This window comes from Pseudomonas sp. H2_A10, assembly GCF_054680085.1.
Window position 1 is genome coordinate 4,399,381 of sequence record NZ_CP162821.1, and the last position, 14,937, is coordinate 4,414,317.

Genomic DNA, 14,937 nt, shown 5'->3' on the forward strand with positions numbered 1-14,937 from the left:
GGGGTGCCCCTCTGCCTTGATGTTTCAGCGATGAGGGGAGTTTGCCGGGGTTGGGGCTGGGGAAAATTGGATGTACGTGCTGTTTGGAGTGAAACCACGGCTACCCCGGCAACGGAATCACCCGCAACGCCCGCACCGACTTATAAGAAAAACTCGAATAGATCTCCTTAACGCAAGGCAACGTCTGCAACACCTCCCGCGCAAACTCACCAAACGATTCGAGGTCCGTGGCCACCACTTCCAGCAAAAAGTCATAGCGCCCCGACACGTTATGGCACGCCACTATCTCCGGGATTTCCAACAACCGCTGCTCGAACGCTCGGGCGATTTCCTGGGTATGGCTCTCCATCATGATGCTCACAAACGCCGTCACCCCATAACCCAGCGCCTTGGGCGAGAGGATCGCCTGGTAGCCGCTGATCACCCCGCTGTCTTCCAGGTTGCGCACCCGGCGCCAGCAGGGGGAGGTGGTCAGGGAGACGCGCTCGGCCAGCTCGGCCACGGTTAAACGGGCATTGCCTTGCAGGGCGTTCAACAAGGCTTTGTCGGTACGGTCCAGAGTGACGGGCATGATTTGCCTCTATTCATGGTTTTTTGAGGATTTTCGTCCCAGGACACGGGATTTTTCGGCAAATTTTGCAATGTTCATCTGCCGTTATGAGCATAGCATCGTAGGAAATAAGGAGCGCCCGACATGAACAATAAACACCCTGCATTCGGCTTTTCCACCCGCGCCATCCACCACGGCTACGACCCCAAGGACCACCATGGCGCGCTCGTGCCGCCGATTTACCTGTCGGCCACATTTGCCTTTCCCACCGCCGAATATGGCGCGGCCTGTTTTGCCGGTGAAGCCTGCGGCCACTTCTATACGCGCATTTCCAATCCGACCCTGGCGCTGCTGGAAGCGCGCATGGCCAGCCTGGAAAACGGTGAGGCGGCGGTGTCGTTCAGTTCCGGCATGGGGGCGATTGCGGCCACGTTCTGGACCCTGCTGCGCCCGGGCGACGAGGTGATCGTCAGCCAGACGCTCTACGGCTGCACCTTTGCCCTGCTGCACCATGGCATCGGCGAATTCGGCATCAAGGTGCGCCATGTCGACCTCACCGACCTGGCCGCCCTGCAAGCGGCGCTGAGCCCCGCCACGCGCATGGTCTACTGCGAGACCCCGGCCAACCCCACCCTGCAACTGGTGGATATCGCCGCAGTAGCCGCCCTCGCCCACCAACAGCCGAATGTGACCGTGGTGATCGACAACACCTATTGCACGCCCTACTTGCAACGCCCCCTGGAACTGGGCGCCGATGTGGTGGTGCACTCGGCCACCAAGTACCTCAGTGGCCATGGCGATATCACTGCCGGTATCGCCGTCAGTTGCCAGGCCCTGGCCCAGCGTATTCGCCTGCAAGGGCTCAAGGACCTGACCGGCGCGGTGATGTCGCCCCAGGACGCGGCCCTGTTGATGCGCGGTCTGAAAACCCTGGCCCTGCGCATGGACCGCCATTGCAGCAATGCCCAGGCAGTGGCCGAGGCCTTGCAGGCGCACCCGGCCGTGGCGTGGGTCACCTACCCCGGCCTGCGCTCTTTCGCGCAGTACGAACTGGCGGCGCGGCAGATGAGCCAGGCCGGCGGCATGATCGCCTTCGAGCTCAAGGGCGGGATCGACACCGGCCGACGCTTCATGAATGCCCTCAAGGTGTTCACACGCGCGGTCAGCCTGGGCGATGCCGAATCCCTGGCCCAGCACCCGGCGAGCATGACCCACTCCACCTACACCCCGCAGGAACGCGCGCACCACGGTATCAGCGAGGGGTTGGTGCGCTTATCGGTCGGGCTGGAAGACGTCGCCGACCTGCTGGCGGACGTGCAGCAAGCCCTGGCCACGTGCACCCGCGCTTGTGCGGCGACGCCGTAACCCAAAAGGCCTCAGGTCGCCTTCACCTTCAAATGCCGCGCGTACCAGGGGCGCTGCGGCACCCGCTTGAACAAGCCCTTGAGCGCGTCTTCATCGGCGCCGAAGGTAATGCGCAGCGCGAGCTTCATGGTTTCCGGGTCCATCTCCATCGAGCGCCCAATCTGCAACCCCGGCGTGGTACTGCAGCCATGGGTGTCGGGCCCCAGCCACGGGTCGCCGACTTCGACCCAGCGCCCCGGCGCGAACCAGGCCACGCCGTTGACCTCCAGGCGGTTGACCTCGCCTGGGTGGAAGCGCTCGTGGGCGCGATACCAGTCTTCGATACGGTCGTCGATCCAGCCGTGGAAGTGCCAGAACACCGGGTTGACGTGGGAGGAGAACGGGTCGCCGAGGAAGTCGTTTTCCGCCGCATACCAACGCGCGGCGAAGTCCGCAGGGTCGCGGGCAAAAGGCACGGGCGCGCCGTTGGAAGGGTCGCGGGGCACCGAGGCCCAGCGCATGTGCAGCCAGTCGTGCAGGCCCAGCTCCATTTCGGAACCGAGTTGCCCCAGGGTGAATCTGGCCAGGTAGCGTGGGTCGCGGTACTGGGATTCCCAGACCTGGAAGTTGCTGTGGTAGGTCTCGGCCGCCTTTATGTCGCTGACCCATTGGGTGTATTCGCTGTCGTCCGGCGCCGACCAGGTGGGCGGCAGCGCGAAGCCGTCGTGGTTGTCGAAATAACGCACGAAACCCAGGCGGTCGCGCTCCAGCGCCGGCTGCGGCTCGGGAAACGCCGGCCACGACGGCAAATCCTGCAGGGCGCGCGCCGTGCCGAGCATATGCCGATGCATGAAAAAAAGTCGATGCCCGAACCGTTACGGTCCTTGTGTTTGCCCCGTGCGTCGCGTTCCTTGCCCCGGGGGCCGGGTTGCCAGCCAATGCCTCGCAGGGCGTCGCGCTTGTCTTCGGAGAGCTTGTGCCACTGGTCGCGAGTGGCGTGCCACAGTTGGTGGAACAGCCGGTGCTCGGGGGCGATCAGCCAGGCCAGCAGGGTCGGGTTCAGGCCGATACGCTCGCGGGCTTCGGGAAACACCTGCTTGTGGGCGATAAAACGGTTGTCCCGCTCCGTCAGGGCCAGGGCGCGATTCAGGTCCAGGATCTGGCCGCTGAGCGTGCCGCTGCCGGCATTGCCGAAGTCGACCCAGACCTCGTCGAGGGTCATCTTGAACTCATAGGCGGGCGCGCCATCGGCCGCATCGCGATCGATCAGGCGCCAATAGAGCAAGGCACCCTCGCCCGTCAGCACGTCACCCAGCACGCGGTAGCGCGGTTCGCCGTCGGCACGCAGGTGGGCGGCGGTATCCAGGTAGCCGCGCAGGCCACGGCCACGGGGGGCGATGTCGAGCATCAGCTCCAGGCCTTGCAACGGCAAGCCTTTGAGGCCCGCATCACGACCTTCCAGGCGCAGGCTCCAGACCCCACGCAAGCTGTTCGCCAACTGCTGGCCGGCGGTGTCGGCCAGGTCTACCGTGGCTTCGCCGGGGGTGATCGGAAACTCTTCCGCACGCGTCAACTCGCGATGGGCATAGAAGGCTGCCGGCACGGCCGCGCCGGTCAGCGCCAGGCCTGCGATGAACCCACGTCGAGAGATGGTCATTGTCTACCTTAGGAAACGGTTTTATCAGAGCTAGAACGTTTGCAGGCCGGGGAAATTTACCGCCCACCGGCCGGCGCCTAAATTTAAGCGCCCAGCACTCGTTCTTCCCTGATAGCGAAGGCCTCAACTGACTGAGATGGCAATGACAAAACCACGTTCGAAAAAGGCGCTGTATATCGGCTTGCCGCTGGCACTGGCCATCGGGGCCGGTTACCTGGTCTGGGATCACTGGTTCAAGGGCAACGCCGGCTACCCGCTGGAGGTGATCAAGCAGGCCAATGAGCTGCAGGACCGCCTGCTGTCGTTCGACAGCCATATCACCGTGCCGGTGGATTTCGGCACCGCCGGCAACGAGGCGGACAAGGACGGCAGCGGCCAGTTCGACCTGGCCAAGGCCAGTCGCGGCCGCTTGTCCGGTGCCGCCCTGACGATCTTCGGCTGGCCGGAAATCTGGAACGGCGCCAACGCACCGCACAAGCCCACCGAAGGGTTTGTCGAAGCGGCGCGCCACGAACAGGACGTGCGCTACAAGATCATCAGCGGCCTGGTGCGCGACTTCCCCAATCAGGTCGCCATCGCCTATACCCCGGATGATTTTCGGCGCCTGCACGGCGAAGGCAAATTTGCGATTTTCATCAGCATGCTCAATGCCTACCCCCTGGGCAACGACCTGAACCAGCTGGACCTGTGGGCCGCGCGCGGCATGCGCATGTTCGGCTTCAGTTATGTGGGCAATAACGCCTGGTCGGACTCGTCGCGCCCGCTGCCGTTTTTCAACGACTCGGTGGACGCGCTCGACGGGCTGTCGGACATCGGCAAGCAAGCGGTGCAGCGCCTCAACGACCTAGGCGTGATCATCGATGTGTCGCAGATGTCGACCAAGGCCCTGGAGCAAGTGGCACAGCTGAGCCGCACGCCAATGGTGGCGTCCCACTCGGCGCCACGGGCGGCGGTGGATATCCCGCGCAACCTCAGCGACAAGGAGTTGCAGTTGATCAAGCACAGCGGCGGCGTGGTGCAGATCGTGGCCTTCTCCGCCTACCTGCGCCCGCTGAGCCAGCCGACCCAGGACAAGCTCAACGCCCTGCGTGCCCGCTTCGACTTGCCGCCGCTGCCCAACCTGGCCATGGCCCTTATGCCGGGCGACGCGATCATTGCGGCCTGGCCCGAACACAAGTTCGGTGAGTACGCCAGCGCGCTGTACGCCATCCTCGATGAAGAACCCAAAGCCACCCTCAAGGACCTCGGCGACGCGATCGATTACACCGTGCGCAAAATCGGTATCGACCATGTCGGCCTGTCTTCGGACTTCAACGACGGCGGCGGCATCGACGGTTGGAACAATGTCGGCGAAATCCGCAACGTCACCGCCGAACTGATCCAGCGTGGCTACTCCGAGGCTGATATCGCCAAATTGTGGGGAGGCAACTTCCTGCGGGTGTGGGACCAGGTACAAAAAGCCGCCAAGCCATTGGCCAATCGTTAACCCTGCGCGAAGTAAGCCCATGACCAACCGCCGTACGTTTCTCAAGCAGGCCGGCGTCATCGCCGCCAGCCTGCCGCTGGGTACCGCCCTCTTGCCTCCTGCCCAGGCCGCCACGCCGCAAGACCCATGGACGGGGTTCAAGCAGCTGTTCAACCAAGACCCGAGCTACCTGCACTTCTCCAACTTTCTGCTGGCCTCGCACCCCAAGCCGGTGCGCGATGCCATCGAACGCTACCGCGCGCAGATCGATCGCAACCCTGGGCTGGCGATGGACTGGGACCTGCAGGAAACCTGGAAACGCGAAGGCCAGGTGCGTGAGTGGGCCGGTCGCTACCTCAAGGCCACGCCCGCGCAGATCGCCCTTACCGGCAGCACATCCGAAGGGTTGGCGATGATCTATGGCGGGATCAAGCTGCGGCCGGAGCAGGAGATACTCACCACCGTACACGAGCATTACGCCACCCAGAGCGTGCTGGACTTTCGCGCGCTCAAGCAAGGCACTCAGGTGCGCCGGATAGCGCTGTTCAACAGCGCCAACCAGGTGTCCACCGATGAAGTGCTGGGCAACATCCAGCGCGCCATTCGCCCCAATACCCGCGTATTGGGCATGACCTGGGTGCAGTCCGGCAGCGGTGTGAAACTGCCCATCGGCGAAATCGGCAAGCTGGTGCACGAACACAACCGCCACCGCGACGAGCAGGATCGCATCCTGTATGTGGTCGACGGCGTGCACGGCTTTGGCGTGGAAAACCTCGACTTCCCCGATATGCACTGCGACTTTTTCATCGCAGGCACCCATAAGTGGATGTTCGGCCCGCGGGGTACCGGCCTGGTCTGTGCCCGCGAAGCCGAAAACAAGTACGTCACACCGATGGTGGCCACGTTCTCCGAAGACCAGGACTTTGCCACCACCATGACGCCCGGCGGCTACCACGCATTCGAGCATCGCTGGGCAGCCGACGAGGCCTTCAAGCTGCATTTGCAATTGGGCAAGGCACAGGTGCAGGCACGCATCCATGCGCTGAATACCGAACTCAAAGATCAATTGCTGGCACAGCCACAGGTCGAACTGGTGACGCCGCGCAGCCCCGAACTGTCCGCCGGTTTCACCTTCTTCCGGGTCAAGGGCCGGGACAGCGACGCAGTCGTGGCCCACATGATGAAAAACCGCGTGGTGATCGATGCGGTGGAACGCGATGTCGGCCCGGTGATCCGCACCGCCCCCGACCTGCTGAACAACACCGATGAAATCCAGCGTTTCATGAGCCTGCTACGCCAGCGCGCATGACACCCACTTTCCCTTTGAACGAGAGGCTCAGATGATCCCAGCCCGACTCAAACCCTTGACCGCCCTGGCGCTGACCGCCTTGTGCGGCGCCCTGCTGCCCAGCCTGGCCCAGGCCGCCGCGCCACAACCGGGCAAAGTGTTCAAGGACTGCAAGGACTGCCCGGAAATGGTGGTGCTGCCCGCAGGCACCTTCACCATGGGCACCCCGGAAGACGAAGTCGGCCGCGAACCGGATGAAGGCCCGATGCATGACGTAACCTTCGCCAAGCCGTTCGCCATGAGCCGCTTCCACGTCACCGCCGCGGAGTGGGACAGCTATGTGCGCCAGACCGGCGTAAAAATCGCTGACGGCGACACCCGGCCCGGTCGCGAATGCATCGCCAGCAAGCCGCGCTACCCGCAAGGCCCACGCCAGCCGGCGGTGTGCATGGACATGGACGACATAAAAAACTACGTAGCCTGGCTGTCGAAAAAAACCGGGCAGTCGTACCACATGGTCAGCGAGGCCCAACGCGAATACGCCGCACGCGCCGGCTCGACCGGCCCCTTCCCCTTCCCTTTCGATGAAGGCAAGGGCTACAGCATCGCCAAGCACGCCAACACCTATGGCCCTGCGGATGGCTACAGCTATTCGTCACCGGTGGGCAGCTACCCGCCGAACGCATTTGGCATGTACGACATGCATGGCAACGTCTACGAGCGCGTCGCCGACTGTGAGCACGCCAACTACATCGGCGCGCCAACCGACGGCAGCGCGTGGGTGGAACCCAATTGCGAGGGGTATCAGATTCGCGGCAACGACTGGGGCGAGGCGCCGGTATTTTCACGCTCGGGCAACCGCAACACGATCTACCCGCAGACGCGGGGGGACTGGATCGGGTTCAGGGTTGTGCGTGATCTCTGACGGGGTTTGAGCCTGGTCGAAAAAAACCCTCGCCGGCCATCGGCGAGCGGCTAAATTTAGCGCCTGGCCAGACGTTTCACTGGGTATCTGTCTCGATCCCCAAGGAACTCACCCGTCATGTCCCAGCCCAAGCGCGGTGCAATTCATGAATTGTTCACCCTACTGAAACCCTTTCGATGGGTGGTCATCCTGTCCATCCTGCTGGGCATGGTTGGCGGCCTGAGCGTGACCACGCTGCTGGCGACCATCAACAGCGCGCTGCATGCTGAAACCGGTCTGACCCAAGCCGTGGTGCTGCTGTTTGGCGGGCTCTGCCTGATGGCCTTGTTCAGTTCGATCTGCTCGGATATCGGCACCAACTACGTAGGCCAGCACATCATCGCCAAGCTGCGCAAAGAACTGGGGGAGAAAGTCCTCTCGGCACCGATCGAACAAATCGAGCGCTATCGCAGCCACAGGTTGATCCCGGTGCTGACCCACGATGTCGACACTATCAGCGACTTCGCCTTCGCCTTCGCCCCCCTGGCCATTTCCCTGACCGTCACCCTCGGCTGCATGGGCTACCTGGCCATGCTTTCATGGCCTATGTTCCTGCTGCTGGTGGTGGCGATCATCATCGGCACGGTGGTGCAGTTCCTGGCCCAGGGTGCGGGTATCAAGGGGTTCATGGCGGCACGGGACGCCGAGGACGAGTTGCAAAAACACTACAACGCCATTGCCGAGGGTGCCAAAGAGCTGCGCATCAACCGCCCGCGCCGCCAACGCATGTTCGTGTCGGGCATCCAGGCCTCCGCCGACTTCATCTGCAAGACCCAGGTGCGGTCGATCAACACCTTTGTGATCGCCAAGACCTTCGGCTCGATGCTGTTTTTCGTGGTCATCGGCATGGCACTCGCGCTGCAAACACTGTGGCCCAGCGCGGACAAAACCGTGATGAGCGGTTTCGTACTGGTGCTGCTGTATATGAAAGGCCCGCTGGAACACCTGATAGGCACGCTGCCAATCGTTAGCCGGGCAAAAATCGCCTTTGGTCGTATCGCCCAACTGTCCGAACAGTTTTCATCGCCCGAGCCGCACCTGCTGCTCAATGCTCAAGGCGAGCAAGCCTGCCCGGTGCACAGCCTGCAATTGAACAATGTCAGCTACACCTTCCCGGCCGTGGACGGCAACGCGCCGTTTACCCTCGGCCCGGTCAACCTGAGTATTCGCCAGGGCGATATCGTGTTTATCGTCGGCGAAAACGGCTGTGGCAAAACCACGCTGATCAAGTTGCTGCTGGGGCTTTACGCGCCGCAACAGGGCGAAATACTGCTGAACGGGCAGCCCATCGATCCGACCAATCGCGATGAATATCGCCAGCTGTTCACCACGGTGTTTGCCGATTACTACTTGTTCGATGATGTGGTGCAGGGCGACCAGCAAATCCCCGAGGACGCCAATAAATACCTGGAGCGCCTGGAGATCGCCCACAAAGTCAGGGTCAAGGACGGCAATTTCACTACCACCGACCTGTCGACCGGGCAGCGCAAACGCCTGGCCCTGGTCAACGCCTGGCTGGAAGAACGCCCGGTACTGGTGTTCGATGAATGGGCCGCGGACCAGGACCCGACGTTCCGACGGATCTTCTACACTGAGCTGCTGCCCGACCTCAAGCGCCTGGGCAAGACCATCATCGTGATCTCCCACGATGACCGCTATTTCGATGCCGCCGATCAACTGGTCAGAATGGAAGCCGGAAGGGTACGGGTCGAGGCCGACGCCGTGGCCTGATCGGCACCGGCACGCAGGCGCGTCAGTAAAGCCCCTGGGAACTGGTGTTCCAGGGGCTTTTTCATGGGTGGGCTAAATTGCTGCGTACCTGGCTCGTATTTAACAGCAGCGAAGAACAGTACCGACGCACCACGTCTTCGCCGTCGCTATTGCCTGTTTCCCTTTAGCTGGTTTTTTGGAGCTTTTGATCCGGTTTTGCTTACGCGGCGCGTCTAATAATAATTCTTATTAACTAAAAGTCTGCCAAGACACCACTGGAGCCCTTTAACGCAATGAACACCCCAACTCCAAGCTGCTCTGCGACAACCGCCCTACGACCGATATTCAAGAAAACCCTGTTGGCCAGCGCCATGGTGGGCATGGTGCTGGCCTCCAGTCAGTCCCAGGCCACTCCTGTTGCATTGAATATTCCGGCGCAACCCCTTTCCAGTGCGTTGCAGGCCTTGGGCCATCAAGCCGACCTGCAAATTCTATACGGGGCTGACACGGTAAAGGGGCTGCAGTCGGCACCGGTGAACGGCACGCTTGAGCCCGCACAGGCACTTGATACCCTGCTGGGGAGCAGCGGCATCAACTATCAGCAAACCGGTAACACCATTTCGCTGACACCGCCCGGTACCGGCTCTTCGTTGCAACTGGGTGCCATCAGCATTTCCGGCAAGGCACCCGGCTCAACCACCGAAGGTACTGGCTCCTACACCACGGACTCCTCCAGCAGTTCGACCCGGCTGAATATCCCGCTCAAGGAAACGCCGCAATCGATCACCGTGATCACCCAGCAACGTCTTCAGGACCAGCACCTGACCAACCTGACCGATACCCTGGAAGCCGTTTCCGGCATTACCGTGGTGCGTGAAGGCCTGGGCGCCGATACCGACAGCTACTACTCGCGCGGTTTCGCCATCAACAACTATGAAATCGATGGCGTGCCCACCTCCTCGCGTCTGGACAACTACACCCAGAACACGGCCATGTATGACCGCATCGAAGTGGTCCGTGGCTCAACTGGCCTTATCAGCGGCATGGGCGACCCGTCCGCCACGATCAACATGATCCGTAAGCGCCCCACCGACGTGGCCCAGGTGAGCATTGGCGGTGAAGCCGGCAGTTGGGACCGCTATGGCGCCAGCGTCGACGTGTCCGGCCCGTTGACCGAGACCGGCAATATCCGCGGCCGCCTGGTAGTGGACTACAAGAACCAGGGCGCCTGGATCGACCGCTACAAGCAAGACAACAACCTGGTCTACGGCATCACTGAATTCGACCTGTCGGACACCCTGCTGCTGACCGTCGGTTTCAGCTACCAGACCCAGCACACTAACCAGCCACCGCGCAGCGGCTTCCCGCTCAAATACAGCGATGGCAGCCTTACCGACTTCAAGCGTTCGTTCAACACCAGCGCCGACTGGTCCTACTACGACCACGAGCAAACCACCTTCTTCACCTCCCTTGAAAAGCAGTTCGAGAACGGCTGGAGCGGCAAGGTCGAGTACAGCCGCAACGAAAACAAATACGACTCCGAAATCGTCTACCTGGCGGGAGACATCGACAAGACCACCGACCTGGGTGCCTACGTCATGCCCAACAAGTTCCAGGGCAACCCGATCCAGAACGCAGTGGATGCCTACCTGACCGGTCCGTTCCAACTGTTTGGTCGTGAGCACGAGTTGATCACCGGCGTGACCTTGTCGCAGATCCGCAACGAAAACGCACCGGACTACGGCGGCTGGGTTCGTCCCGGCGGCAGCTACGACGGCACCATTGGCGCGATCGGCGACTGGAACGGCAATGTCGCCAAGCCGGACTTCGTCAATACCGGCCGCCAGGACTTCGAAGAGAACCAGTACGGCGCCTACCTGACGTCGCGCTTTCACCTCAACGATGACACGACGCTGATCGTCGGTGGCCGCGTAATCGATTGGAAGCAGGACGACGAGACCCGCTACTTCTCGGGCGACGTGACCCAATCCAATCGTAAGGAAACCGGGGTCACCATCCCATACGCCGGCCTGGTCTACGACCTGAGCGAGATCTGGTCCGTGTACGCCAGTTACACCAAGATCTTCAACCCGCAGTCGTTGCAGACCACCAGCGGTTCCTACCTCGACCCACTGGAAGGCACCGGCTACGAAGCCGGCGTGAAAGCGGCATTCAACGAAGGTCGCCTCAACACCAGCCTGGCCCTGTTCAAGGTCGAACAGGACAACCTGGGCATTGCCGATGGCAGCAACCTTACCCCGTCCGGCTGGCAAGCCTACAAAACCAGCAAGGGCACCACCACCCAGGGCGTGGAATGGGAATTCAACGGCGAACTGGCCGAAGGCTGGCAAGCGGCGGGCGGTTACACCTACAGCGTCTCCACCGACCAGGATGACAAGCGCATCGCGACCCAGATTCCGCGCCACAGCTTCAAGACCTTCACCTCGTACCGCCTGACCGGTCCGCTGGATAAGCTGACCGTCGGCGGCGGCATCAACTGGCAGAGCAAAACCGGCTTCGACCTCAAGTACTACGAGCAGAAGAGCTATGCGGTCACCAACCTGATGGCGCGTTACGACATCACCAAGAACCTGTCGGCATCGGTCAACCTGAACAACGTGTTCGACAAGGAGTACTACTCCACCACCAGCGCCGGGGTTTATGGAGCCCCGCGTAACCTGATGACGTCATTCAAGTACAACTTCTGATCACACCTCGGGCTCCGGTAGTTCAGGAGCCCCTCTCAATAAAAAGGCGCATCAGCTTGGCTGATGCGCCTTTTTATTGGTTGCGATATTCAACGTGAGGTTTAACGGGACAACAGACACGCATTAAAAATGCATCACAACCTGACCGAACGGACAGTAGCAATAAACGCCTAAAACCCGGACATTCGATTTCTCACAAGAACTTAAATTCGTACCAAGGAGAGTCCTATGTCAGGATCAGGTGAAGGGCCCATTGAGTTGGGCCTTACTGAAATCAATGCCGTAAATGAATTACCCATTACTATTCCTGGCGGAATCGGCAGCGGGGGTAGTGGGGCCAATGCAACCAAGATCAATAATGAAGTCCGAACTATAAAAGCCATTGACCTTACGGCCAACAAACTTATTGACACATTGGACACTCATTACATAGCCGAGATCGATAAAAACGATAAAAATCTGTTAGTAGCCACTGAGGCTACGCTTACCGAACTTGAAGGGACGGCTGGTACCGGTAGCCAGTTGCCAATGGAGAAAATAAACCTCCGACTGGAAGCCATCAACAAACTGACAGCCTCGAAAAGCACGGAGCTTGAAATTCAAAAGAGTATTGTCAGTGCTTATTTCTATAAAGACCCGTTGACAGATACTCGAAGGAATGTAGTCGGTACATTCGGCACTCAACTTGGCCGTCAAGGAAGAGATAGGAATCACGCCAGCTTCATTCGTTCATATCAAGCGGCTTATGCAGCTAAACTGATCCAAGCACAAATTGACGTGCTCAACACGCAAGCAGCGGCGGCACGACAGGCATTGCTTGAGGCGCGCCAGATTCAAGCGGCCAACCGGTTTTCTGTATCCGGCCCAGCGGCAAAGGCCGGTGCGTTGCTTGTCACCACCGCCGGTACCGTGATTTCGGTGGAGACAACCACACTCTCGCTTCGCGCTGCGGTCAGTGCGGCCATCGCCGCACTCAATGGTTTGGTTGCCAGTGTCGGCGCTGGACTTATCGTGGGTATTTCAGCACTTTTCTACTCGCCAAAACTCGCGAATGGCGAATTGCCCGAACGCTACACGTTCAGTACCCCGCTCTCAGACCTCCTACCCGATACAACGGATGATCTAAGCGCTATTGCGGCGGAAGGTGGCACGATTGACTTGCCTTATCGACTCAGCTCAAAAACCGCCGCCAACGGGCAATCAGAAGTTTTCGTAGTCAAGACCGATGGGGCCATACTGCCTTCGCGCGTGAACGTCTTGGCAGCGACCTATGACGCGCAACAAAATCTGTATAGCGTCACGACGGCAAACACACCGCCCCGTACCCTGACGTGGACGCCTATCGTTGAGCCGGGCAATAACTCGTCCACCACACCCGCCGAACAGAGTGAACCTGCGATCTACCCCGGCGCCACGGTAACGCCCATTGAAGGGCGAACAGATATATTCCCTGGAGTAGTCGAAGCCAGCTTTGATGATTTCATCACAGTGTTCCCTGCAGATTCGGGAATCCCTCCAATCTATGTGATGTTCAAGGATAGACGGGAGGATCCTGGGGTGGTGACAGGAAATGGACAACCTGTAACGGGCAACTGGTTGGATGCTGCATCGCGAGGGGAAGGCGCGGCTATCGCATCGCAACTTGCTGATCAATTGAAGGGGAAAGAGTTTAAAAACTTCAAAAGTTTCCGAAAATTCTTTTGGACTATAGTATCTCTTGACCCCGTGCTATCGGCTCAATTCAAAGGCGCGAACAGGACGCTGATTAAAAATGGAACGTCTCCTTTCACAATTCCCAGCGAACAAGTTGGTGGACGTGGCCAATTTGAAATTCATCATATTATTCCCGTTCACCCCTCCGGGGCTGTATACGACATTGACAACATGCGCATCATGACACCTAGGCTGCACATCCAAACCCACTCAAAAAAAGGGGATCAATAACATGCTATTGAAAGAAAAGTACGAGGACTACACAGAGGCTGAATTCCTCGAACTGCTTGAGGAGTTTTTTACAAACAAACACAACCTTGAGGATGACGCACTTGGAAAACACATCAATACACTCGCAAACCACTTTACGAAAGTCACAGAACACCCAGAAAAAAATGGCCTTATCTTCTATCCGGCAGAAGGCGTAGAGGATAGCCCTGCTGGCATTCTTAACGTCGTCAAAAAATGGCGAGCCGCCAACGGCAAACCCGGCTTCAAACAGCCCTGAACCTACAAGCTCCCTACCGCACGTGACGGCAGGGAGCCGGCTCCTCCTCCAACCGTTACGCGAATACCTCCCGCAACGCCTGCGCGATCTGTTCCTGCGCTTGCTCAGCCTCGTCAATGATCGCCCCCATGCGCAAGAAGTCATGGGTCATGCCCGGGTACACCGTCACCTTTACCAACGCCCCGCCCTCGCGTAGATGCGCAGCGTAGGCCAGGCATTCGTCGTGCAGCGGATCGCATTCGCCCAACACCATCAACGTTGGCGCAAGGCCTGGAGGCACCGCGCCGAGCAGCGGTGAAAAGCGTGGGTCGCGGCGATCGGCGACGTCGCGCTCGTACAGCCCGTAGAACCATTGCAGCGTGTCTTTTTCCAGCAGGTAACCCGAGGCGTAACGCTCCAGTGAGGGTGTGCTGCGGCTGGCGTCAGTCACCGGGTAAATCAGCACTTGCAGGCGTGGCTGGACCGCCGCGCGTTCGGCGGCCAACTGCGTGGCCAACACCGCCACCAGGCTACCGCCAACGCTGTCACCGGCCAGCGCCAGGCGGCGGGTGTCGATGCCCAACTCGGCGCCCTGCTCTACCAGCCACTGCCAGGCGTCTGCGGCATCGTGGGCGGCGGTGGGAAAACGCCATTGCGGTGCCAATCGGTAAGCCACGGACACCACCGCGCAGCCGGCGATTTCAGCCAGGGCGCGACACAGGGCATCGTGAGAATCAAGGCTGCCGACCACGTAACCACCACCATGAAAGTACAGCACGGCCGCCGAAGGCGTGGCTGGGCTCAGTGGGCGGGCACTGTATAACCGCGCAGCCAACCGCTGACCATCACGGGTCGGGATGCTCACGCTGTCGACCTGCTCGAGGTCGGCGGCACCGGCGTCCATCATCTGCGATGAAAGGTCGAATTGTGCTCGCGCCTCTTCAGGCGACAACTGATGCATCGCCAGGTTTTTTCCCGCCGCGCGACCGCTGTTTACCAGCTCGAGAAATGCAGCAATATCCGGGTTCAATGACATATAAAACACTCGCTG

General features: G+C 60.3%; 10 protein-coding genes and 1 pseudogene. 8 read left to right on the forward strand and 3 right to left on the reverse strand.

Annotated features, from left to right (window positions below; all coding sequences use genetic code 11):
- Positions 1–100: 100 nt before the first annotated feature.
- Positions 101–571, reverse strand: a complete 471-nt coding sequence (locus AB4O23_RS20600; protein WP_017530301.1) for an Lrp/AsnC family transcriptional regulator — start codon at positions 569–571, stop codon at positions 101–103.
- 123 nt (positions 572–694) lie between these two features.
- On the opposite strand from AB4O23_RS20600, the gene AB4O23_RS20605 reads away from it, so the two are divergent.
- On the forward strand, positions 695–1,915 hold the full coding sequence (locus AB4O23_RS20605; RefSeq protein ID WP_135196525.1) for a methionine gamma-lyase: 1,221 nt from the start codon (positions 695–697) through the stop codon (positions 1,913–1,915).
- Positions 1,916–1,926: 11 nt separating this feature from the next.
- Here AB4O23_RS20605 and pvdP read toward each other — a convergent pair.
- Positions 1,927–3,551, reverse strand: a pseudogene (pvdP, locus tag AB4O23_RS20610) (pyoverdine maturation tyrosinase PvdP).
- Positions 3,552–3,693: 142 nt separating this feature from the next.
- On the opposite strand from pvdP, the gene pvdM reads away from it, so the two are divergent.
- The 7 genes from pvdM to AB4O23_RS20645 all read left to right on the forward strand — a co-directional run bounded on the left by pvdM (position 3,694) and on the right by AB4O23_RS20645 (position 13,907).
- Positions 3,694–5,037: a pyoverdine-tailoring dipeptidase-like protein PvdM gene (gene pvdM / locus AB4O23_RS20615; RefSeq protein WP_017530298.1), complete on the forward strand. Its 1,344-nt coding sequence runs from the start codon at positions 3,694–3,696 to the stop codon at positions 5,035–5,037.
- 19 nt (positions 5,038–5,056) lie between these two features.
- On the forward strand, positions 5,057–6,325 hold the full coding sequence (gene pvdN / locus AB4O23_RS20620) for a pyoverdine-tailoring periplasmic protein PvdN (RefSeq protein WP_460106190.1): 1,269 nt from the start codon (positions 5,057–5,059) through the stop codon (positions 6,323–6,325).
- 31 nt (positions 6,326–6,356) lie between these two features.
- A complete protein-coding gene (gene pvdO, locus AB4O23_RS20625; RefSeq protein ID WP_116079592.1) occupies positions 6,357–7,229 on the forward strand; it encodes a dihydropyoverdine dehydrogenase in 873 nt (290 codons plus the stop codon).
- A gap of 117 nt (positions 7,230–7,346) precedes the next feature.
- Positions 7,347–8,999: a cyclic peptide export ABC transporter gene (locus tag AB4O23_RS20630; protein ID WP_065878297.1), complete on the forward strand. Its 1,653-nt coding sequence runs from the start codon at positions 7,347–7,349 to the stop codon at positions 8,997–8,999.
- 272 nt (positions 9,000–9,271) lie between these two features.
- Positions 9,272–11,686 carry a TonB-dependent siderophore receptor gene (locus AB4O23_RS20635; RefSeq protein WP_460069245.1) on the forward strand — a complete coding sequence of 805 codons (2,415 nt, stop codon included), beginning with the start codon at positions 9,272–9,274 and terminating at the stop codon, positions 11,684–11,686.
- 228 nt (positions 11,687–11,914) lie between these two features.
- Positions 11,915–13,630 (forward strand): S-type pyocin domain-containing protein, encoded by a 1,716-nt coding sequence (locus tag AB4O23_RS20640; protein ID WP_068934733.1) that lies wholly within the window; start codon positions 11,915–11,917, stop codon positions 13,628–13,630.
- 1 nt (position 13,631) lies between these two features.
- Complete coding sequence (locus AB4O23_RS20645; protein WP_065878292.1) at positions 13,632–13,907, forward strand: bacteriocin immunity protein; 276 nt, start codon at positions 13,632–13,634, stop codon at positions 13,905–13,907.
- Between the two features lie 55 nt (positions 13,908–13,962).
- Here the strand turns inward: AB4O23_RS20645 and AB4O23_RS20650 are convergent, their stop codons facing one another.
- Positions 13,963–14,922, reverse strand: coding sequence for an alpha/beta hydrolase (locus AB4O23_RS20650; RefSeq protein ID WP_065878290.1), 960 nt, complete (start codon positions 14,920–14,922; stop codon positions 13,963–13,965).
- Positions 14,923–14,937: the final 15 nt, after the last annotated feature.

Excerpts from the sequence above, each read along its gene's own strand:
- pvdN (WP_460106190.1), top strand. The coding sequence starts at position 5,057 with ATGACCAACCGCCGTACGTTTCTCAAGCAGGCCGGCGTCATCGCCGCC.
- AB4O23_RS20600 (WP_017530301.1), bottom strand. The coding sequence starts at position 571 with ATGCCCGTCACTCTGGACCGTACCGACAAAGCCTTGTTGAACGCCCTG.
- AB4O23_RS20635 (WP_460069245.1), top strand. The coding sequence starts at position 9,272 with ATGAACACCCCAACTCCAAGCTGCTCTGCGACAACCGCCCTACGACCG.
- AB4O23_RS20645 (WP_065878292.1), top strand. The coding sequence starts at position 13,632 with ATGCTATTGAAAGAAAAGTACGAGGACTACACAGAGGCTGAATTCCTC.
- AB4O23_RS20650 (WP_065878290.1), bottom strand. The coding sequence starts at position 14,922 with ATGTCATTGAACCCGGATATTGCTGCATTTCTCGAGCTGGTAAACAGC.
- AB4O23_RS20630 (WP_065878297.1), top strand. The coding sequence starts at position 7,347 with ATGTCCCAGCCCAAGCGCGGTGCAATTCATGAATTGTTCACCCTACTG.
- AB4O23_RS20640 (WP_068934733.1), top strand. The coding sequence starts at position 11,915 with ATGTCAGGATCAGGTGAAGGGCCCATTGAGTTGGGCCTTACTGAAATC.
- AB4O23_RS20605 (WP_135196525.1), top strand. The coding sequence starts at position 695 with ATGAACAATAAACACCCTGCATTCGGCTTTTCCACCCGCGCCATCCAC.
- pvdO (WP_116079592.1), top strand. The coding sequence starts at position 6,357 with ATGATCCCAGCCCGACTCAAACCCTTGACCGCCCTGGCGCTGACCGCC.
- pvdM (WP_017530298.1), top strand. The coding sequence starts at position 3,694 with ATGACAAAACCACGTTCGAAAAAGGCGCTGTATATCGGCTTGCCGCTG.